We start from the raw sequence: 18,136 nt of genomic DNA, 5'->3' as shown, positions 1-18,136 counted from the left end.
TTATAAAATAGGGTATTTTTTTGTTATTTAAGTTAAAGGCGGGTTTTGCCCGCCTTCAATTAGTGTAACTTGTTTGCATCATTACCGGGAGCCCCGCTGAACAGGGTTTCGACATCGATCCCATCAAATTCGTACTGGGCACCACAATAATCACAGTGCATGCCGATCTTGCCGAGCTCCTGCACCATCTCCATTACCTCTTCCTTCTCGATCTGCAACAGGGCCCCCTCGCAACGCTCGCGGGAGCAGGTGCAGCGGAACTCGACCGCCTGCGGATCGAACACCCGCACCTTGTCCTGGTGGTAGAGACGGTAAAGGATCTCTTCCGCTTCCAGGCCGAACAGCTCTTCATCCTTGATGGTGCTGGTGAGCTGGGTCAGGTGCTCGAAGTCGTCGCCGTGATCCTCGCTCTGGGCGGGCAGCTCCTGCAGCAGGATGCCGGCGGCGCGCGGCGCGCCTTGGTGGTAGCCGGTGCGGATCCAGAGCTTGGTCGCCAGCTGTTCGGACTGGGTAAAGTACTGCTCCAGGCAGCCGGCCAGGGTGTCGGCGTCCAGCGCTATGATGCCCTGATAGCGTTCACCCTGCTCCGGGGTGATGGTGATGACCAGCTGGCCTTCCCCGATCAGGCTCTGCAACTTGCCGTCGCTCGGCAGTTCACCCTCGTAGCGGGCCACGCCGCGCAGCTGCTGGTTGTTGTCGCCGTTGATGACGGCCAGCCGTATCGGGCCGTTGCCCTGCAGCTGTACCGTGATGGAGCCTTCGAACTTGAGGGTGGCGGTCAGCAGGCTGGTGGCGACCAGCAGTTCACCCAGCAGTTTTTGCACCTGTACCGGATAGTTCTGAGCCTCCACCACGTGGCGGTAGGTGTGGTCCAGCTGGACCAGCTCGCCCCGGACTTCGTACTCTTCGAACAGATAGCGATACAGGAGATCTTGGTTACTCATCATGCATTCCTGGGTTCTTCGGTGGGGTAAATAGATAAAAACATTAATAAACAGATGGTTAGGAACTTATTCCGCCATCTGTCGTCATAAAAGGGCCATCTTGGCGGGTCAATATTGCTTGACCTTGATCAGCTGGCGCCGCTCCTGCTTGTCGGGGCGACGCTCGGGGCTCGGGGCAAACTGGCTGTTGAAGCGGCGTGCCTCGCTGTTTTCCGCCCGTCGTTTCAGGCTGGCCTCGGTCTCTTCATAGAGCTGCTGGGCCAGCGGGGCGGATTTGCGTTGCTCGCTCACCTCGAGCACCCGCACCTCCCGCTCGTCCTGGCCCTGCCAGAAACGAATGAGGGCGCCGACCTCGACATGCTTGCCCGGCTTGCTGCGCTGGCCGTTGTAGTGCACCTTGCCCCCTTCAATCTGGTCGCGGGCCAGGCTGCGGGTCTTGTAAAAACGTGCCGCCCACAACCACTTGTCGAGACGGACCTGGGTTGGGATTTCTGCGGGGTTCGGCATGAATCGACTCCGGAATGGCTGAAAGGGGTGCCTGATTATACCAGAGGCAGGCCCCGGGATAGAAACAGGGGGCCCAAGGGTGTGACGGAATGTCAATTTTCGCAGCTTACTCCCATCCGGTCGGTTGTCTCTGGGTCCATTGCCGTACACAATAGCCAACCGATTTGGATGCCAGAAAATATTGATAAACATGACGCTACCGTTCAGGGATGACTTGTTGAGCTCCCTTCTGGCCCGTTTTAAAACCGTGCCACTCTCCCGTTTCAGCCAGCCTCTGTTCTGGCTTCTGCTGCTGTTGCTGGCCCACCAGTGTGCCGGTCTCACCTGGCGTCTGCTGGATCTTGGCAGTCGCCCCGTCAGTCAGCCCTGGCAGCCGTCGGTGGTAGCCAGTCAGGGCCAGGGTTCAAACCGGCTCGATCTGAGCGGCGTCAGCCGGCTGGCGCTGTTCGGCAAGGCCAAGCAGCAGGCCCAGGCGGCCGATGTTGTCGCAGCCGATGCTCCCAAGACCCAGCTCAACGCCCAGCTCAATGGCGTGCTGGCGAGTTCCGATCCCGCCAAGTCCATCGCCATCATCGCCCACAACGGGCTGCAGAACTCCTATGGCATCGGTGACCTCATCGACGGCACCCAGGCCAAGATCCGCCAGGTATTTGCCGACCGTGTCATCATCGAGCGGGATGGGCGCGACGAGACCCTGATGCTGGACGGGGAGGAGTACGGCAAGCCGCTGCCCCAGCAGGGCAAGCAGGACGACAAGCTCTCCTCGGTGCGCAACGAACTGATGGGCAACCCCGGCAAGATCACCGATTACCTCAATATTTCACCGGTCCGGGTCGATGGTCGCATGGTCGGCTATCGTCTCAATCCGGGTCGCAATCCGGAACTGTTCAATCAACTCGGGCTGGTCGCCAACGACATGGCGGTCAGCATCAACGGGCTGGATCTGCGGGATAACGCTCAGGCCATGCAGGCGATGCAACAGGTGGCTGGCGCAACGGAAATGACCGTCACCGTCGAGCGGCAAGGACAGCTCTACGACGTTTATGTCGGCTTGTCAGAATAATGAATTGGAGTAGCACCAAGAATGACAAATAAAGGGAAGGGCTGGCGTCTGGCCACCGTGGCCGCGGCGTTGATGATGGCAGGCTCAGCCTGGGCCACCGAATACTCCGCCAGCTTCAAGAATGCCGACATCGAAGAGTTCATCAACACGGTCGGCAAGAACCTGAACAAGACCATCATCATAGAGCCGTCGGTACGGGGCAAGATCAACGTCCGCAGCTATGACCTGCTCAACGAAGACCAGTACTACCAGTTCTTCCTGAGCGTGCTCGACGTCTATGGCTTCGCCGTGGTCCCGATGGACAACGGCGTGCTCAAGGTGGTGCGCTCCAAGGATGCCAAGACCTCCGCCATCCCGGTGGTGGACGAGAGCAACCCCGGTAGCGGCGACGAGATGGTGACCCGGGTCGTGCCGGTGCGCAACGTCTCGGTGCGCGAGCTGGCGCCGCTGCTGCGCCAGCTCAACGACAACGCCGGCGGCGGCAACGTGGTCCACTACGATCCCTCCAACGTGCTGCTGATTACCGGCCGCGCCGCCGTGGTCAACCGGCTGGTGGAAGTGGTGCGCCGGGTCGACAAGGCGGGCGACCAGGAAGTGGACATCGTCAAGCTGAAGTATGCCTCCGCCGGCGAGATGGTGCGGCTGGTGACCAACCTCAACAAGGACGGCAACAACCAGGGGGCCAACACTTCCCTGCTGCTGGCCCCCAAGGTGGTGGCCGACGAGCGCACCAACTCCGTGGTGGTGAGCGGCGAGCCCAAGGCGCGCGCGCGCATCATCCAGATGGTGCACCAGCTCGACCGTGACCTGCAGAGCCAGGGCAACACCCGGGTCTTCTATCTGAAATACGGCAAGGCCAAGGATCTGGTGGAGGTGCTCAAGGGCGTCAGCTCCAGCATCGAAGCGGACAAGAAGGGCGGCGCGGCCACCACCACAGGCGGTGGTGCCAGCATCGGCGGTGGCAAGCTGGCCATCTCCGCCGACGAGACCACCAATGCGCTGGTGATCACCGCCCAGCCGGACGTGATGGCCGAGCTGGAGCAGGTGGTGGCCAAGCTCGACATCCGCCGTGCCCAGGTGCTGGTGGAGGCGATTATCGTCGAGATCGCCGATGGCGACGGCCTCAACCTCGGGGTGCAGTGGGCCAACACCAATGGCGGCGGCACCCAGTTTACCGACACCAACCTGCCGATCGGTTCGGTGGCCATCGCGGCCAAGGATTACAAGGACAATAGCAATACGGACTCCTTGTCCAAGCTGGCGGGTGGCTTCAACGGTATGGCGGCCGGTTTCTACAGAGGCAACTGGGCCGCGCTGGTGACGGCCCTGTCGACCAATATCAAGAGCGATATTCTCTCCACCCCGAGTATCGTCACCATGGACAACAAGGAAGCCTCCTTCAACGTCGGCCAGGAAGTGCCGGTGCAGAGCGGCTTCCAGAGCTCCACCACCAGCGATCAGGTGTTCAACACCATCGAACGCAAGACGGTGGGGACCAAGCTGGTGGTGACGCCGCAGATCAACGAAGGGGACTCCGTGCTGCTCAACATCGAGCAGGAGGTCTCCAGCGTGGCGCAGAAACAAGCGACCGGTACGGCTGATCTGGGCCCGACCTTCGATACCCGTACCATCAAGAACGCCGTGCTGGTGAAGAGTGGCGAGACAGTGGTGCTGGGCGGCCTGATGGACGAACAGAATCAGGAGAAGGTCTCCAAGGTGCCGCTGCTGGGCGACATCCCTGTGCTGGGCTATCTGTTCCGCTCCACCACCAATACCACCTTCAAGCGCAATCTGATGGTCTTTATCCGGCCCACCATTTTGCGGGATGCGGACATCTACACCAGCCTCTCCAGCAACAAGTACTCCCAGTTCCGCTCCGAACAGCAGGAGGCGGCGGCGCAGGAAGGCTACCTCACCTCGCCCAAGCGTCAGGTGCTGCCCCAGTACGGCCAGGACGTGACCGTCTCGCCAGAGGCACAAAAGCAGCTCCAGCAGATGCAGTCGGCCCCGCAGACGAGCGGCGGGTCCCAGCCATTCGTGGGTAACAAGTAATGGCGGCATACCAGCTGGATGGCGTCGACATGCCGGCAGCCCTGCCCGAGCTGCCGTTTGCCTTCGCCCGCAACTTCGGCGTCATCCTGACCGAGCGGCAGGGGGCCCCGGTGCTGCTCTGCCGCCAGGGCGTGACGCCGCAAACCCTGCTGGAAGTGCGACGGGTGGCGGGTTGTGCCTTCACGGTGGAGCAGATGGGCGGCGAGGCCTTCGAAGAGCTGCTGATGGCCCACTACCAGCGCGACTCCTCCGAGGCGCGCCAGCTGATGGAGGACCTCGGCAACGAGATGGACTTCTTCGCGCTGGCCGAAGAGCTGCCCCAGAGTGAAGACCTGCTGGACGCCGACGACGATGCCCCCATCATCCGCCTCATCAACGCCATGTTGAGCGAGGCGATCAAGGAGGAGGCGTCCGACATCCACATCGAGACCTTCGAGCGGGCCCTGGTGATCCGGTTTCGCATCGATGGGGTGCTGCGGGAGATCCTGCGCCCCCATCGCAAGCTCGCCTCCCTGCTGGTGTCACGCATCAAAGTCATGTCGCGGATGGACATCGCCGAGAAGCGGGTGCCGCAGGATGGCCGCATCTCATTGCGTATCGGCGGCCGGGCGGTGGACGTGCGGGTCTCCACCATGCCGTCCAGCTATGGCGAGCGGGTGGTGCTGCGTCTGCTCGACAAGAACAACGTGCGGCTCGAGCTCAAGCAGCTCGGCATGACGCTGGCCAACCGCAACATCATCAGCGAACTCATTCGCAAGCCTCACGGCATCATTCTGGTGACGGGCCCGACCGGTTCGGGCAAGTCGACCACCCTCTACGCGGCCCTCTCCGAGATCAACTCGCGGGATCGCAACATCCTGACCGTCGAAGACCCCATCGAATATGACCTCGAAGGGGTGGGCCAGACCCAGGTCAACAGCAAGGTGGACATGACCTTCGCCCGCGGCCTGCGCGCCATTCTGCGCCAAGACCCGGACGTGGTGATGGTGGGGGAAATTCGTGACCTCGAGACCGCCCAGATCGCGGTGCAGGCGTCGCTGACCGGTCACCTGGTGATGTCGACCCTGCACACCAACACCGCCATCGGTGCCATTACCCGGATGCGGGACATGGGCATCGAGTCCTTCCTGCTCTCCTCCTCACTGCTGGCGGTACTGGCCCAGCGGCTGGTGCGCACCCTCTGCCCCGATTGCCGCGCCCCGCGCCCCATTACCGAGCAGGAGCGCCTCGCCATGGGCATCGAGCTGGCGCCGGATCAGCAGGTGTGGCGGCCGGTGGGCTGCGAGCAGTGCAACCACACCGGCTATCGCGGCCGGACCGGCATCCACGAGCTGGTGGTGGTGGACGAGGCGGTACGCGAGGCGATCCACAGTGCCAGCGGTGAACTGGCCATCGAGCGACTGATCCGGGGTCATACCCCCAGCATCCGTCGTGACGGCATCGACAAGGTACTCAAGGGGCAGACCAGCCTCGAAGAGGTGCTGCGCGTGACCCGGGAAGATTGAGATGGCGGCATTTGAATACAAGGCCCTCGACGGCAAGGGACGCAACAAGAGCGGCGTACTGGAGGGGGATTCCGCCCGTCAGGTACGCCAGCTGTTGCGCGAACAGGGGCTGACCCCGCTCGAGGTGAACGAGACCACCGAGAAGGCCAAGCGCGAGGCGAACCGCTTCGTGTTGTTCCGCCGTGGTGCCAGCACCGCCGAGCTTGCGATGATCACCCGCCAGTTGGCGACCCTGGTGGGGGCTGGGCTCACCATCGAGGAGGCGCTCAAGGCCGTCGCCGAGCAGTGCGAGAAGGCCCACCTGCGCAGCATGGTGGCCACGGTACGCAGCAAGGTGGTGGAGGGCTATTCGCTGGCCGATTCGCTGGCCGCCTTTCCCCATGTGTTCGATCAGCTGTTCCGCTCCATGGTTGCGGCCGGTGAGAAGTCCGGTCACCTGGAGAAGGTACTCAACCGCCTGGCCGACTATACCGAGCAACGTCAGCACATGCGCACCAAGCTGCTGCAGGCGATGATCTACCCCATCGTATTGACCTGCGTCGCCATCGGCGTCATCTCCATCCTGCTCACCGCCGTGGTGCCCAAGGTGGTGGCCCAGTTCGAACACATGGGCCAGCAGCTGCCGGCCACCACCCGCTTCCTCATTGGTACCAGCGAGCTGATGCAGCACTACGGCCTCTGGTTCCTGTTGCTGCTGCTGGTGGGCGGCTTTGTCTGGCGCTGGTGGCTGAGCGACGACAAGCGTCGCCGTCACTGGCACCAGGTGATCCTGCGCCTGCCGGTGATCGGCCGGGTCAGCCGCGGTCTCAATACCGCCCGCTTCGCCCGCACCCTGAGCATCCTCAACGCCAGCGCCGTGCCGCTGCTGGAGGGGATGAAGATCTCCGGCGAAGTGCTCTCCAACGACTTTGCCCGCATGCGCATCGGTGAAGCCACCGAGCGGGTGCGGGAGGGGACCAGCCTGCGCAAGTCGCTGGATGAAACCAAAATTTTTCCGCCCATGATGCTGCACATGATCGCCTCCGGCGAGCAGAGCGGCGAGCTCGACAACATGCTGGAGCGGGCGGCGGACAACCAGGATCGGGAGTTCGAAACCCAGGTGAACATCGCCCTCGGAGTGTTCGAACCCATGCTGGTGGTCTCCATGGCCGGGGTGGTGCTGTTTATCGTGATGTCGATCCTGCAGCCGATCCTCGAGCTGAACAATATGGTGAATATGTAAGGTTCGGACGTTCGAATACGCTTCGCTATTCGAACCTACCAATCCAATCAACTCCGTAGGTTCGATTAGCCGACAGGCGTCATCGAACGATCGAGGTTTAACAGTTAATCGTTGATGGTTCATGCCATCTCATTTCGTGAGGGAGTAAGTCATGCAAAAGCGTCGTCAATCGGGTTTTACCCTGCTGGAAGTGATGGTGGTCATCGTGATCCTGGGGATCCTGGCCAGCCTGGTGGTGCCCAACCTGATGGGCAACAAGGAGAAGGCCGACCAGCAGAAAGCGGTCTCCGACATAGTGGCGCTGGAAAACGCCCTCGACATGTACAAGCTGGACAACAACCGCTACCCGACCACCGAGCAGGGGCTGGACGCACTGGTCAACAAGCCGACCGCCGCACCTGAGCCGCGCAGCTACCGGGAAGGGGGCTACATCAAGCGCCTGCCGCAGGATCCCTGGGGCAACCCGTACCAGATGCTGAGCCCGGGCCAGTTCGGCAAGATCGACATCTTCTCCATGGGGCTTGACGGCGAAGCCGGTACCGATGACGACATCGGCAACTGGAACCTGAAGGATTTCCAATAAGTGATCTCGCCGCGTCGTGCTCACCGAGTCATCCCGAGGCTGCCTGAATGAAGGCGGCCTCTTCTGCTCGTCGCCAGGCCGGTTTTACCCTGCTGGAAGTGTTGCTGGTGGCCATGTTGATGGGTCGGCTCGAGGCTACTGCCATGCAGTTGAGGCTGGCGCCATGAAACATAGTCGCCAGGCCGGTTTTACCCTGCTGGAAGTGTTACTGGTGGCCATGTTGATGGGACTGGTGGCCACTGCCGTCACCCTCAGCATGGGCGGCGCCAGGGGGGATAGAGAGCTCGATAAGCAGGCGCGCCGCTTCATGGCCGTGCTGCAGCAGGCGCAGGAGTACTCGGTGATGGATGGCCGGCTGGTGGGCCTGCGGGTGGAGGACAACGGCTGGCAGTTCATGCAGCGCGCGGCCAAGGATCGCAAGTGGCAGGTGATGAGCGGCGACAAGCTGCTGGATCGGGTCGAGCTGCCCGACAACATGCAGCTGGCCATCGAGCTCGAGGGCTTCAGCTGGCGGACCGACTCCGACGAAAAGTACGAGAAGGGGCGCGACGAGAAGGAGCGCACGCCCCAGGTGTTCATCTTTCCCGGTGGCGAGCTGACCCCCTTCGTGCTGACCCTGACCCAGCAGGACGACGATCAGCGCTATGTGCGCACCGTCAAGGCGGACGAGTTCGGCCGCCTGCGCCTGCTGCAGGACGAGGAGGAAGAGCAATGAACGCCCGCGGCATGACCCTGCTGGAAGTCATGGTGGCGCTGGCGGTATTCGCCATCGCCGGGCTGGCGGTGATGAAGACCGCCAGCGAGCACCTCTCCGGCCTCAACTATCTGGAACAGAAGACCCTGGCGACCTGGGTGGTGGAGAACCAGCTGGTGCAGCAGAAGCTCGAAGCCAAGTGGCCCGGCGACAGCTGGGTGGAGGGGGACGAGCAGATGGCGGGCCAGACCTGGTACTGGCGCTATCGCGGCGTCGCTACCGCCGACAGCAACTTCAAGGCGCTGGACATGGAAGTGCGCACCGCGCCCAAGGCCAACAGCCCGGTGGCCATGATCCGGACCTATATCAGCCGATGAGCATGAATCCGCCTCTCCCCACATACCGGCACCAGCGTCAGGCGGGGTTTACCCTGCTGGAGATGCTGGTGGCCATCGCCATCTTCGCCGGCCTGAGCCTGGGCGCCTATCAGGTGCTGCAAGGGGTGCTCACCAGCGACGAGGTGGCCAAGCGCAAGGAGGCCCGTCTCTCCGAGCTGCAACTGGCCTTCTCCGTGCTGGAGCGGGACGTCACCCAGATGGTGCCGCGCAGCGGCCGCATCGATGGCGAGAGCAACAAGGTGCTGCTGGCGGCCTCCCGCTTCGGTCAGCAGAGCGACGACTGGGGCATGGCCTTCATGCGTGGCGGCTGGCTCAACCCCGATGGCATGCTGCCGCGCTCCGGCCTGCAGCGGGTCGGCTGGCGGCTCAAGGATCACAAGCTGGAGCGGCTGAGCTACCTCTACCCGGATCCGGTGATAGGCACCGAGCCGCGCATTCAGCCCATGCTGGATCGGGTGACGGCGCTGCGACTCTACTTCTACGACAAGGGTGCCTGGAAAGAGGAGTGGACCCAGCGCAACGTGCTGCCCTACGGGTTGGCGGTAGAGCTGGATCTGGAAGACTATGGCACCATCCGTCGCCAGTTCCTGATCGGTGCCGGTGGTCAGAGGGCAGAGAATGGTAACTGATCGTCATTTTCCCCTGTCCGTCATGGAAGATGACGGCACTATTCGACGTCGCCAGTTCCTGATCGGCGCCGGCGGCCAGCGAGCGGACAATGGCAATTAAGCGCGGCCGGGGCCGATCCCGCACCACACCGCGTCGCCAGGGGGGCATGGCTCTGCTGGTGGTGCTGCTCATCCTGTCGGTGATGGTGATCATCGCCAGCAACATGAGCGGCCGCCTGCAGCTGGAGCTGCGCCGCACCGCCAACCTCACCGCCGGCAAGCAGGCCTGGTGGTATGCCATGTCGGCGGAGGCGCTGGTGAGCAAGGTGCTGGCCCAGGATTTCAAGGACGACCCCAACGTGGTCAGCCTGGGGCAGAACTGGGCGCGCCAGGACGCGGTCTTCCCGGTGGATGACGGCAAGCTCACCGGCCGGGTGCGGGACCTGCAATCCTGCTTCAACCTCAACAGCCTGAGCGTGCCGTTGAAGGACGGGATCAGCGGCGACGATCTGGAAAAGCAGCCCTATCCGGTCAAGGTGTTCAAGGCGCTGCTCAAGCAGCTCGAGGTGGAAGATTACGAGGCGGTGCAGTTGACCGATGCCATCCGCGACTGGACCGACAAGGATACCGTGCTGGTGTCGAGCTACGGCGCCGAGGATGCCTATTACGAAGGGCTTACCCCCCCTTATCTGACCGCCAACCAGTGGATGCTCGGCACCGACGAGCTGCGGGCGGTGCGCGGGGTGAGCGCCAAACTTTATGCCCGGCTGGCGCCTTATGTGTGCGCCCTGCCCAACGACAAGCTGGTGGTGAACGTCAACACCATCCGGCCGGAACAGTCGGCCCTGCTGGTGGCGCTCTATCTGGACAAGGTGGGGCTGGACGATGCCAAGCGGGTACTGACCAGCCGTCCCCAGAAGGGGTGGAAGAACAAGAAGGAGATGACGGACCAGATGCCGGTGCAGGTGGGCAACATCCAGGGGCTGGATGCGGCGCTGGACGTCAAGAGCAGCTATTTCGAAGCCAGGCTGCTTGCCGAGGTGGGTGACACCCGGGCCAGGCTGGAGAGCGTCTTCGTGCGCGGCAAGGACAACAAGCTGGTGATGCTGCGCCGTCTGAACGGCGGCGCCGAATAACAAGGGAGGCGGGTGACGGTCGTTGGCCGGCCCGCGCCATCCCCCGATTGGACTGCAGCCCATGGCTGCGCGCCCGCCCATCCCGAGGGATGCGAGCGAGCATGGCAGGAGAGACATTAGTGAGCGAGAGTCTGGTCATCCGTCTGGGGACCAATGCGCAGCAGCCGGTCGAGTGGCTGGTGTGGTCGGGCGGGGAGGAGGAGGTGATCGCCTCCGGTACCCTGGCCTCGGCCCATGCCCTTGGCGAGCTGCAGGAGCGGGCCGGTGGTCGCCCGGCGGTGGTGCTGGTACCCGGCAGCGATCTTATCTTCCGGCGGGTGAGCCTGCCGGGCAAATACAGCCGCCAGAGTGCGGCCGCGCTTCCCTATCTGCTGGAGGAGCAAATCGCCTCCGACGTGGATGAGCTGCACCTGGTGGTGCTGGGTCATCAGGGTTACGAGGTGGACCTGATGGCGGTCGACAAGGAGAAGATGCAGACCTGGCTCGGCTGGCTGGAGCAGGCCGGTCTCAAGAGCCGGCAACTGCTGCCGGACGTGCTGGCGCTGCCGCAGGCGAGCGAGGGCTGGTCGGCGCTGCAGCTGGGCAAGGAGTGGCTGGTTCGCCAAGGGCCTTGTCAGGGCATCGTCGCCGACGAGCCGCTGCTGGCCATGCTGCTGGCGGCGGAGCCGGCGCCGGTGACCATTCACAGCCATACCCCGCCGCCGGCCATTGCGGCGGCCAGCTGGCAGGCGGCCGATCCCGAGCTGCCCATGCTGCTGCTGGCCCGGGGCGCGCTCGCCAGTCAGGCCAACCTACTGCAAGGCCCCTACCGGCCGCAGACCGAATACTCCCGCTACTGGCAACAGTGGCGCAAGGTGGTAATGGTGGCCGGGGCGCTGCTGGTGGTGGCGTTAGCCCAGCGCGGCGTGCAGCTCTACCAGCTGGCGGAGCAGGACAAGGCGCTCAAGGCGGAGATCCGGCAGGTCTACACCCGGATCTTCCCGGGGGAGAGCCGCATCGTCAACGTGCGCAGCCAGATGACCCAGCACCTCCAGCAACTGGGACAGACGCCCCAGGACGGGGTGCTGATGGTGCTGACCGAGCTGGCCCCCACCTTCGCCGAAGTGCCCGGCCTCAAGCCCGAGGTGCTGCGCTTTGACGCGGCTCGCGGCGAGCTCAGGCTGCAGGTGACGGCCCCCGGTTTTGCCGAGATCGAGCGTTTTCGCGAGCTGGCTGGCAAGCGCTTCGAGGTGCAACAGGGAGAGGTGCGCAGCACCGAAGGCAAGGTCGAAGGGGCACTGGTGCTGAAGGGTAAATCATCATGATGGACAAACTACAAGGCTGGTGGCGGAGCATCAGCGCCCGCGAGCAGCGGCTGGTGGCGGTGGGTGGCAGCGTACTGTTGATCGGCTTCTGCTACTGGGCCATCTGGCAGCCCATCGGCAACCGCATCGACGAGCGCGAGCGGCAGGTATTGAGCCAGCAGCAGACTCTCGCCTGGCTGAAAGAGAAGGGTGAAGAGGTGCTGGCGCTGCAGGGTGGCCAGGGCCGCCAGCTCGATACCACTGGCACCCTGGAAGGGGTGGTCAACCGCACCGCCTTCAACCAGAAGATCAAGATTGCCCGGCTGCAGCCCCAGGGCCAGGAGCTGCAGGTATGGATCGACACTGTGGCGTTCGATGATCTGCTGATCTGGCTGGCGACCCTGGCGGATCGCCATGGCGTGCAGGTGCAGGTGATCGAGCTGGCCAGCGAGAATCTGGCGCCCGGTCTGGTCAAGGTACGCCGCTTGCAACTGAGCCGTCCCCAATGAAACAACGCGTCCTGAGCCGGGCCCCGCGCCTGATCGGGCGTTTGCAGTCGAGTCGTTTTCTATGAAGCAAAGAGTGCTGATTGCCGTGCTGTTTCTGGCGGCCTATCTGGTTTTCCTGTTGGCCAAGCTGCCGGCCTCTCTGGTGGTGCGCTACCTGCCGCTGCCGCCCCTGGTGCAGTTGGAAGGGGTGAGCGGCACCCTCTGGAGCGGCCAGGTCGCCCGCCTGCAATACGCCAGCGAGTCGCTGACCCAGCTGCGCTGGGAGCTCAACGGCTGGTCGCTGCTGCGCTTTGCCCCTGAAGTCTCCCTGCGCTTTGGCGAGCGCAGCGGCCTCAACGGGCAGGGGGTGGTTGGCTGGAGCGGCGCCGCCTTCGGCCGCGACATCACCCTCAATGTGCCGGCTCCCTGGCTGCTGGCGCGGGTGCCGATGCAACTGCCCGTGCCGGTGACGGTGGCCGGCCAGCTGCAGCTCAAGCTGGATCAGTTTGCCCAGGGCAACCCCTGGTGCGACAACCTCTACGGCAACCTCTACTGGTACGGGGCCGATGCCGATACCCCGGCCGGCAAGCTGGTGCTGGGGGATCCCGAGATCAAGCTGACCTGCATCGACTCCCGGCTGGTAGCCGAGCTCAAGCAGGGCTCGGAGGCGGTACAGGTGCAGGGCAAGCTGGAGCTGCAGGCCAATCGCCAGTACCTGTTCCAGGGCACGTTGAAACCCGGGCCCGAGCTGCCGGAGCAGATGAGGCAGGGGCTCCCCTTCCTCGGCCAGCCCGATGGGCAGGGGCGCTTCCCGCTGCGCTATCAGGGCCGTATCTGACGGCGTTGCCGTCTGAGCTGGCAAGCATCAACACCACCCCGCTCCGGCGGGGTGGTGTCGTTATGGGGCCGCGGCGGCCGGCGCCGTGATGAGATGATTGAGAAAGAAGCGGAACAGCTCGGCCCGCGAGCGCAGGTGCAGCTTGGCATAGAGGTGCTTGCGATGATTCTTCACCGTGCCGCTGCCGATGCCGAGCGCACCGGCAATGGCCTCGGTATCCAGCCCCTGCAGCAGCAATCCCGCCACCTGGCGCTCGCGGCGGGTGAGGCTTGCGCCCCCCACGCTGGCGATGGCCTGCTCCACCGTCGCCTTGAGATCGGCGCCACCCGGTAGCATTGGGCTCTGGGCCAGCAGGGCGGCCCCCTCCCGCCAGTGCTGGCGGCACAGCGAATGCACCAGCGGAAACAGCGCTTCCAGCCGGGCCAGCTCGTCACGGTTGAGGGGGCTGCGCTTGTCGAGGCGTCCCAGAAACAGCATCAGGGTGAGGCCGTCGCGCACCGGCAGGATCAGCCCCACCTCCTCCTGCCAGCCGGTGGCCTGATAGAAGTGGTGGCGATATTCAGGGTCGAGCCGCCCCCGCGACACCTGCGCCAGGGTCCAGACTCCGGCCCCCAGCCCCTGTTCCAGCGCCTGCATAAAGGGATCCTGGCTGAAGTGACTGGTGAGGTAGTGGTCGAACAGCAGGGCCCGCTGGTGGTGCAGGTTGTCATAGAGGTAGACGGGCCGTTGCCCCACCCCGAGCAGCAGGGCGCAGTCGAACGCCACCTGCTGCTGGATCAGGTGCACCAGTGCTGCCGGGAAGCCGCTGCCGTGCAGGGCATCGACCACCTCGGTCATGCTGCGGGTCAGGGCATCTGTGGCATGGGGCTGGCTCATGGGCATTGGGTCATGGCGATAAGTTCCAGATGGCGGGCAGGCTCCCCACAATGGTCGTGTGATGGTCGTGCGATGGTCACACTATGGCCGGATGCTAGCACGAGAGTGGCAAAACTGTCCCCTAGGGGACATATTCGGCGCGCGCCAGAGCGGCGAGGATGTGGCCTTTTCCCTCTGCTGTTGGAGTACCCATGATCAACCCCCACCTGCTCGATGAGCTGACCCGACGCGGCCTGGTGGCCCAGAATTCCGACCCGGCGGCTCTCGCCTCTCACCTCGCCACCCCGCGCACCGTCTACTGCGGGTTCGATCCCACTGCCGGCAGCCTGCACATCGGCCATCTGGTGCCGCTCTTGATGCTGCGGCGCTTCCAGCTGGCGGGCCACACCCCGGTGGCGCTGGTGGGCGGTGCCACCGGTCTAATCGGCGATCCCAGCTTCAAGGCAAGTGAGCGCAGCCTCAACAGCGCCGAGACGGTGCAGGGCTGGGTGGCCAGCCTGTCGGCCCAGATAAAAGCGCTGCTTCCGGCGAGCAACGGGCTCACCGCCCCGCTGCTGGTCAACAACGCCGACTGGATGGGGCAGATGTCGGCCCTCGATTTTCTGCGCGACATCGGCAAGCACTTCTCGGTCAACGCCATGCTGGCCCGCGAGTCGGTGCGCCAGCGGCTGGCCCGCCCGGATCAGGGCATCTCGTTTACCGAGTTCTCCTACGCCCTGCTGCAATCCCAAGACTTCGCGGTGCTCAACCAGCGGCTCGGCTGCACCCTGCAGATCGGTGGCAACGACCAGTGGGGCAACATCACCAGCGGCATGGATCTCACCCGCCGCCTGCATCAGGCCCAGGTCTATGGCATGACGCTACCGCTCATCACCAAGGCGGACGGCACCAAGTTCGGCAAGACCGAGGGGGGCGCAATCTGGCTCGATCCGGCGCTCACCTCGCCCTACGCCTTCTACCAGTTCTGGCTCGGTACCGCGGACGAGGATGTTTACCGTTTCCTGCGTTACTACAGCTTTATGGCGCTGGCCGAGATTGAAGCGCTGGAGACGGAGGATGCGAAACGGCAAGGGCGCAAACTGGCGCAGCAGGTGCTGGCGGACGAGCTGACCGAGCTGGTGCACGGCAAGGGGGCGCTGGCGGCGGCGCGGCGCATCAGCGAGCTGCTGTTCAGCGGCGAGGTGGCCCGTCTTGGTGAGAGCGATCTGGCCCAGCTGGCCCAGGATGGCCTGCCGAGCTGCCGAATCGAGGGGGAAACCGATCTGGTGACCCTGCTGGTGGAGAGCGGTCTGGCCAACTCCAGGCGCATCGCCCGCGAGCTGCTGGCGGCAGGGGCCATCAGCCTCAATGGTGTGCTCAAGCAAGATGAGCAACTGAGTGCCAATGATCGGCTGTTCGGCCGTTACCTGCTGCTGCGCCGGGGCAAGAAGCAGTACCGGCTGGTGACGTGGCAGGGGTGAGCTACCCGGGATCGACAAGGGCTGCCTGGGCAGCCCTTTTGTTTATCCGTCAGTTCGGAGAGTTCTGTTCCCATGCATTTCGGCTTACACGGCCAGCGGCAGCAACTCGGCGTAGTCGCGGATCGCCGGGAAGGCAGTGATGCGCTGCTCGGGCTGCCGGCTGTCCGGGTTCTGGATGGCGAGCTGGTAGCCGATGCCGTAATCGGCGGCGGCGCGCAGGATCCGCTCGCTGTCATCCACGAACAGGGTGCGGGCCGGGTCGAACGCCAGCCGCTCGGCCAGCGCCTGCCAGCAGTGCTGGCTCTCCTTCGACCAGCCCAGCTCGTGGGTGCTCACCATCAGATCGAGGTGCTCGGCGAGGCCGAGGTGCGCATCCTTCACCGACAGGCTGGCGGGGTGGGCATTGGTGAAGAGCACCAGCTGCTTGCCGGCGGCCTTGAGCGCGGCCAGGAAGGGGATGACGTTGGGGCGCCACTGGATCTTCTCCAGGATCTCCTGCTTGAAGGCACGGATGTCGAGCCCCAGGGTCTGGCTCCAGTAATCCACGCAGTACCAGTCGAGGGTGCCGCCGACGGCCTGGTAGTGCGCCTCGATCTGCACTCTGGCCTCGGCCAGCGGCAAGCCGAGTCGCTCGGCATAACGCTCGGGGACCAGCTGCTGCCAAAGGTGGTTGTCAAAATGGAGATCGATCAGGGTGCCATCCATATCGAGCAGGACAGTGTCTATCTGGTGCCAGGGCAGTGGGGTCGGCATGGGGCCTCGGTGGTCGGGTAGAAACGGGCGGGCATTATAACGGATTTTTCCCGCCGCTTTCCCACCCTTGCCCCGTGGTGTTCGAGAGGGGAGTCGTTTACTCTTGAAACACGATTTTTTAACGAGCAGCCAGCCCCGATGAGTGATCACCACCAACGCAAACCCGTCCACCTCAGCGTCGACACCATGGCGCACGACAAGAGCAAGCCGGAGATCCTCAAGGCCGAGATCGTGGCCGAGAGCCGGCTGTTCAAGGTGGAATCGCTCCACCTCAAGTTCTCCAACGGCGAGGAGCGGGTCTACGAGCGGATGCGTGGTGGCAACCGGGGCGCCGTCATGGTGGTGCCCTTGTTCGATGCCCACACCCTGCTGCTGGTGCGCGAGTACGCGGCGGGCACCCACTCCTACGAGCTGGGTTTTCCCAAGGGGCTGATCGACCCGGGTGAAGATGCCTTCGAGGCGGGCAACCGGGAGCTGATGGAGGAGGCGGGCTTCGGGGCCAACAGCCTGACCCTGCTCAAGCAGGTGTCGCTGGCACCGGGCTACTTCTCCAGCCGGATGGACATCTTGCTGGCGCGGGATCTCTTCCCCGAGCAGCGGGTGGGGGACGAGCCCGAGCCCCTCGAGGTGATCCCCTGGCCGCTGAACCGGATCGACGAATTGCTGGCGCGCCCCGACTTCACCGAGTCGCGCAGCATCAGTGCGCTGCTGCTGGCCCAACGCTGGCTGGCGGAGCAGGCAGAGTAGCCCGCAGGGGCAGTTTGAATACAGAGGATGACAAGATGCAGGAGTTGTTGGCCTGGGTGCCGGGGGTCAAGGAGATCGCGCGCGAAGCGGGCAGGATCCTTCACGAAATTTATCACGGCGGTCAGTTCGAGCGTCAGCTGAAGGAGGATGCGACCCCGGTCACCAGTGCCGATCTTGCTGCCGATGCCTACCTCAAACAGGCGCTGTCGGCGCTCACTCCCCACGTGCCCGTGCTGACCGAAGAGGCGGCCGACATCCCCTTCAGCCAGCGCGCCAACTGGCGCCAGTACTGGCTGGTGGATCCCCTCGACGGCACCGGCGAGTTCATCGCCGGCAGCGGTGACTTCGCCACCCTGATCGCCCTGGTGCAGGACAATGTGCCGGTGCTCGGCGTCATCTATGCCCCCGAGTCGGACGTGCTCTACTGGGCGGTGCGCGGCCATGGCGCCTTCAAGGAGGCGAACGGCGAGGTGCACCCCATCAGCGCCATGCACCACGAACACGATCAGCCCGATTCGCTGGTGGTGGCCATCAGCCGCCGTCAGAAGCTGGAGAACCTGACCCGCCGCCTCAACCCGGACATCAACTACGAGCTGATCCCGCTCGGCTCCAGCTCGCTCAAGTCCTGTCTGGTGGCGGAAGGGGCGGCCGACTGCTACGTGCGGCTCGGCCCCACCGGCGAGTGGGACACCGCCGCCGCCCAGTGCATCGTCGAGGCGGCCGGTGGTCGCATCCTCAGCCTGGCGCTGCAGCCGCTGCGCTACAACGAGACGGAGTCGCTGGAGAACCCGGACTTCATCGTGATGGGGGATCCGGATCTCGCCTGGGGCAGCATTCTGGCTCACTGAGCGGGTGAATATCTCATCGTTGACGACAATCAGGCGGCCCCATGGCCGCCTGATTGCATGGTGTGATCCGCTGGTTTTATCGGGGATGAACAGGAATATCCGCTGGCAAAGCGCGGGAATGACAGTGAATC

The 18,136-nt window shown here is 64.1% G+C and carries 20 protein-coding genes; 16 read left to right on the top strand and 4 right to left on the bottom strand.

Annotated elements, in window-relative coordinates; translation table 11 throughout:
* Positions 1 to 59: 59 nt before the first annotated feature.
* Both hslO and hslR read right to left on the bottom strand, forming a co-directional pair.
* Positions 60 to 944 (bottom strand): Hsp33 family molecular chaperone HslO, encoded by an 885-nt coding sequence (hslO, locus tag CAK78_RS21820; RefSeq protein WP_176452888.1) that lies wholly within the window; start codon positions 942 to 944, stop codon positions 60 to 62.
* 108 nt (positions 945 to 1,052) lie between these two features.
* Positions 1,053 to 1,451, bottom strand: coding sequence for a ribosome-associated heat shock protein Hsp15 (gene hslR, locus CAK78_RS21815; RefSeq protein WP_017765222.1), 399 nt, complete (start codon positions 1,449 to 1,451; stop codon positions 1,053 to 1,055).
* A gap of 214 nt (positions 1,452 to 1,665) precedes the next feature.
* Here hslR and exeC point away from each other — a divergent pair, with 214 nt between their 5' ends.
* The 13 genes from exeC (at position 1,666) to exeN (ending at position 13,321) form a co-directional block, all read left to right on the top strand.
* Positions 1,666 to 2,514: a GspC family type II secretion system variant ExeC gene (gene exeC / locus CAK78_RS21810; protein ID WP_303396028.1), complete on the top strand. Its 849-nt coding sequence runs from the start codon at positions 1,666 to 1,668 to the stop codon at positions 2,512 to 2,514.
* A 21-nt stretch (positions 2,515 to 2,535) separates the two neighbouring features.
* Entirely contained in the window at positions 2,536 to 4,566 is a 2,031-nt protein-coding gene (gene exeD, locus CAK78_RS21805) for a GspD family T2SS secretin variant ExeD (RefSeq protein ID WP_094698679.1), read from the top strand.
* Positions 4,566 to 6,071, top strand: a complete 1,506-nt coding sequence (exeE, locus tag CAK78_RS21800; RefSeq protein ID WP_094698678.1) for a GspE family T2SS ATPase variant ExeE — start codon at positions 4,566 to 4,568, stop codon at positions 6,069 to 6,071. Before exeD ends, exeE begins: the two co-directional genes overlap by 1 nt.
* Position 6,072: 1 nt before the next feature.
* Positions 6,073 to 7,293: a GspF family T2SS innner membrane protein variant ExeF gene (gene exeF / locus CAK78_RS21795; protein WP_094698677.1), complete on the top strand. Its 1,221-nt coding sequence runs from the start codon at positions 6,073 to 6,075 to the stop codon at positions 7,291 to 7,293.
* A 151-nt stretch (positions 7,294 to 7,444) separates the two neighbouring features.
* Entirely contained in the window at positions 7,445 to 7,876 is a 432-nt protein-coding gene (gene exeG / locus CAK78_RS21790) for a GspG family T2SS major pseudopilin variant ExeG (RefSeq protein ID WP_005308483.1), read from the top strand.
* Positions 7,877 to 7,923: 47 nt separating this feature from the next.
* The gene (locus tag CAK78_RS21785) at positions 7,924 to 8,043 is read left to right on the top strand and encodes a type II secretion system protein (RefSeq protein ID WP_094698676.1); all 120 of its coding nucleotides are present in this window, start codon (positions 7,924 to 7,926) and stop codon (positions 8,041 to 8,043) included.
* On the top strand, positions 8,040 to 8,591 hold the full coding sequence (gene exeH / locus CAK78_RS21780) for a GspH family T2SS minor pseudopilin variant ExeH (RefSeq protein WP_094698675.1): 552 nt from the start codon (positions 8,040 to 8,042) through the stop codon (positions 8,589 to 8,591). The genes CAK78_RS21785 and exeH overlap by 4 nt, the downstream gene beginning before the upstream one ends.
* A complete protein-coding gene (gene exeI, locus CAK78_RS21775) occupies positions 8,588 to 8,947 on the top strand; it encodes a GspI family T2SS minor pseudopilin variant ExeI (RefSeq protein ID WP_094698674.1) in 360 nt (119 codons plus the stop codon). The genes exeH and exeI overlap by 4 nt, the downstream gene beginning before the upstream one ends.
* A 2-nt stretch (positions 8,948 to 8,949) precedes the next feature.
* Positions 8,950 to 9,597 (top strand): GspJ family T2SS minor pseudopilin variant ExeJ, encoded by a 648-nt coding sequence (exeJ, locus tag CAK78_RS21770; RefSeq protein WP_094698673.1) that lies wholly within the window; start codon positions 8,950 to 8,952, stop codon positions 9,595 to 9,597.
* A gap of 89 nt (positions 9,598 to 9,686) precedes the next feature.
* Positions 9,687 to 10,712, top strand: coding sequence for a GspK family T2SS minor pseudopilin variant ExeK (gene exeK, locus CAK78_RS21765; protein WP_094698672.1), 1,026 nt, complete (start codon positions 9,687 to 9,689; stop codon positions 10,710 to 10,712).
* A gap of 119 nt (positions 10,713 to 10,831) precedes the next feature.
* Positions 10,832 to 12,016, top strand: a complete 1,185-nt coding sequence (gene exeL, locus CAK78_RS21760) for a GspL family type II secretion system protein ExeL (RefSeq protein WP_094698671.1) — start codon at positions 10,832 to 10,834, stop codon at positions 12,014 to 12,016.
* Positions 12,013 to 12,504, top strand: a complete 492-nt coding sequence (gene exeM, locus CAK78_RS21755; protein ID WP_094698670.1) for a GspM family type II secretion system protein ExeM — start codon at positions 12,013 to 12,015, stop codon at positions 12,502 to 12,504. The genes exeL and exeM overlap by 4 nt, the downstream gene beginning before the upstream one ends.
* A 61-nt stretch (positions 12,505 to 12,565) precedes the next feature.
* Positions 12,566 to 13,321, top strand: a complete 756-nt coding sequence (gene exeN / locus CAK78_RS21750; RefSeq protein ID WP_094698669.1) for a GspN family type II secretion system protein ExeN — start codon at positions 12,566 to 12,568, stop codon at positions 13,319 to 13,321.
* Between the two features lie 60 nt (positions 13,322 to 13,381).
* Here exeN and CAK78_RS21745 read toward each other — a convergent pair whose 3' ends face one another.
* The gene (locus CAK78_RS21745; RefSeq protein ID WP_094698682.1) at positions 13,382 to 14,197 is read right to left on the bottom strand and encodes a helix-turn-helix transcriptional regulator; all 816 of its coding nucleotides are present in this window, start codon (positions 14,195 to 14,197) and stop codon (positions 13,382 to 13,384) included.
* Positions 14,198 to 14,388: 191 nt separating this feature from the next.
* Between CAK78_RS21745 and tyrS the strand changes: the two genes are divergently transcribed.
* On the top strand, positions 14,389 to 15,657 hold the full coding sequence (gene tyrS, locus CAK78_RS21740; RefSeq protein WP_094698668.1) for a tyrosine--tRNA ligase: 1,269 nt from the start codon (positions 14,389 to 14,391) through the stop codon (positions 15,655 to 15,657).
* A gap of 84 nt (positions 15,658 to 15,741) precedes the next feature.
* On the opposite strand, the gene yrfG is transcribed toward tyrS, so the two are convergent.
* Positions 15,742 to 16,410, bottom strand: coding sequence for a GMP/IMP nucleotidase (gene yrfG, locus CAK78_RS21735; RefSeq protein ID WP_094698667.1), 669 nt, complete (start codon positions 16,408 to 16,410; stop codon positions 15,742 to 15,744).
* Between the two features lie 138 nt (positions 16,411 to 16,548).
* On the opposite strand from yrfG, the gene nudE reads away from it, so the two are divergent.
* Both nudE and cysQ read left to right on the top strand, forming a co-directional pair.
* Positions 16,549 to 17,157: an ADP compounds hydrolase NudE gene (gene nudE, locus CAK78_RS21730; protein WP_017765235.1), complete on the top strand. Its 609-nt coding sequence runs from the start codon at positions 16,549 to 16,551 to the stop codon at positions 17,155 to 17,157.
* A 35-nt stretch (positions 17,158 to 17,192) separates the two neighbouring features.
* Positions 17,193 to 18,005 carry a 3'(2'),5'-bisphosphate nucleotidase CysQ gene (cysQ, locus tag CAK78_RS21725; protein WP_094698666.1) on the top strand — a complete coding sequence of 271 codons (813 nt, stop codon included), beginning with the start codon at positions 17,193 to 17,195 and terminating at the stop codon, positions 18,003 to 18,005.
* Positions 18,006 to 18,136: the final 131 nt, after the last annotated feature.

This window comes from Aeromonas sp. A35_P (assembly GCF_002259925.1).
GTDB lineage: Bacteria > Pseudomonadota > Gammaproteobacteria > Enterobacterales > Aeromonadaceae > Aeromonas > Aeromonas dhakensis.
This window is presented reverse-complemented; position numbering and strand designations above follow the sequence as displayed.

Coding starts and splice junctions, on each gene's coding strand:
- hslO (WP_176452888.1), bottom strand. CDS start 944: ATGAGTAACCAAGATCTCCTGTATCGCTATCTGTTCGAAGAGTACGAA.
- hslR (WP_017765222.1), bottom strand. CDS start 1,451: ATGCCGAACCCCGCAGAAATCCCAACCCAGGTCCGTCTCGACAAGTGG.
- exeD (WP_094698679.1), top strand. CDS start 2,536: ATGACAAATAAAGGGAAGGGCTGGCGTCTGGCCACCGTGGCCGCGGCG.
- exeE (WP_094698678.1), top strand. CDS start 4,566: ATGGCGGCATACCAGCTGGATGGCGTCGACATGCCGGCAGCCCTGCCC.
- exeF (WP_094698677.1), top strand. CDS start 6,073: ATGGCGGCATTTGAATACAAGGCCCTCGACGGCAAGGGACGCAACAAG.
- exeG (WP_005308483.1), top strand. CDS start 7,445: ATGCAAAAGCGTCGTCAATCGGGTTTTACCCTGCTGGAAGTGATGGTG.
- CAK78_RS21785 (WP_094698676.1), top strand. CDS start 7,924: ATGAAGGCGGCCTCTTCTGCTCGTCGCCAGGCCGGTTTTACCCTGCTG.
- exeH (WP_094698675.1), top strand. CDS start 8,040: ATGAAACATAGTCGCCAGGCCGGTTTTACCCTGCTGGAAGTGTTACTG.
- exeI (WP_094698674.1), top strand. CDS start 8,588: ATGAACGCCCGCGGCATGACCCTGCTGGAAGTCATGGTGGCGCTGGCG.
- exeJ (WP_094698673.1), top strand. CDS start 8,950: ATGAATCCGCCTCTCCCCACATACCGGCACCAGCGTCAGGCGGGGTTT.
- exeK (WP_094698672.1), top strand. CDS start 9,687: ATGGCAATTAAGCGCGGCCGGGGCCGATCCCGCACCACACCGCGTCGC.
- exeM (WP_094698670.1), top strand. CDS start 12,013: ATGATGGACAAACTACAAGGCTGGTGGCGGAGCATCAGCGCCCGCGAG.
- exeN (WP_094698669.1), top strand. CDS start 12,566: ATGAAGCAAAGAGTGCTGATTGCCGTGCTGTTTCTGGCGGCCTATCTG.
- CAK78_RS21745 (WP_094698682.1), bottom strand. CDS start 14,197: ATGAGCCAGCCCCATGCCACAGATGCCCTGACCCGCAGCATGACCGAG.
- tyrS (WP_094698668.1), top strand. CDS start 14,389: ATGATCAACCCCCACCTGCTCGATGAGCTGACCCGACGCGGCCTGGTG.
- yrfG (WP_094698667.1), bottom strand. CDS start 16,410: ATGCCGACCCCACTGCCCTGGCACCAGATAGACACTGTCCTGCTCGAT.
- nudE (WP_017765235.1), top strand. CDS start 16,549: ATGAGTGATCACCACCAACGCAAACCCGTCCACCTCAGCGTCGACACC.
- cysQ (WP_094698666.1), top strand. CDS start 17,193: ATGCAGGAGTTGTTGGCCTGGGTGCCGGGGGTCAAGGAGATCGCGCGC.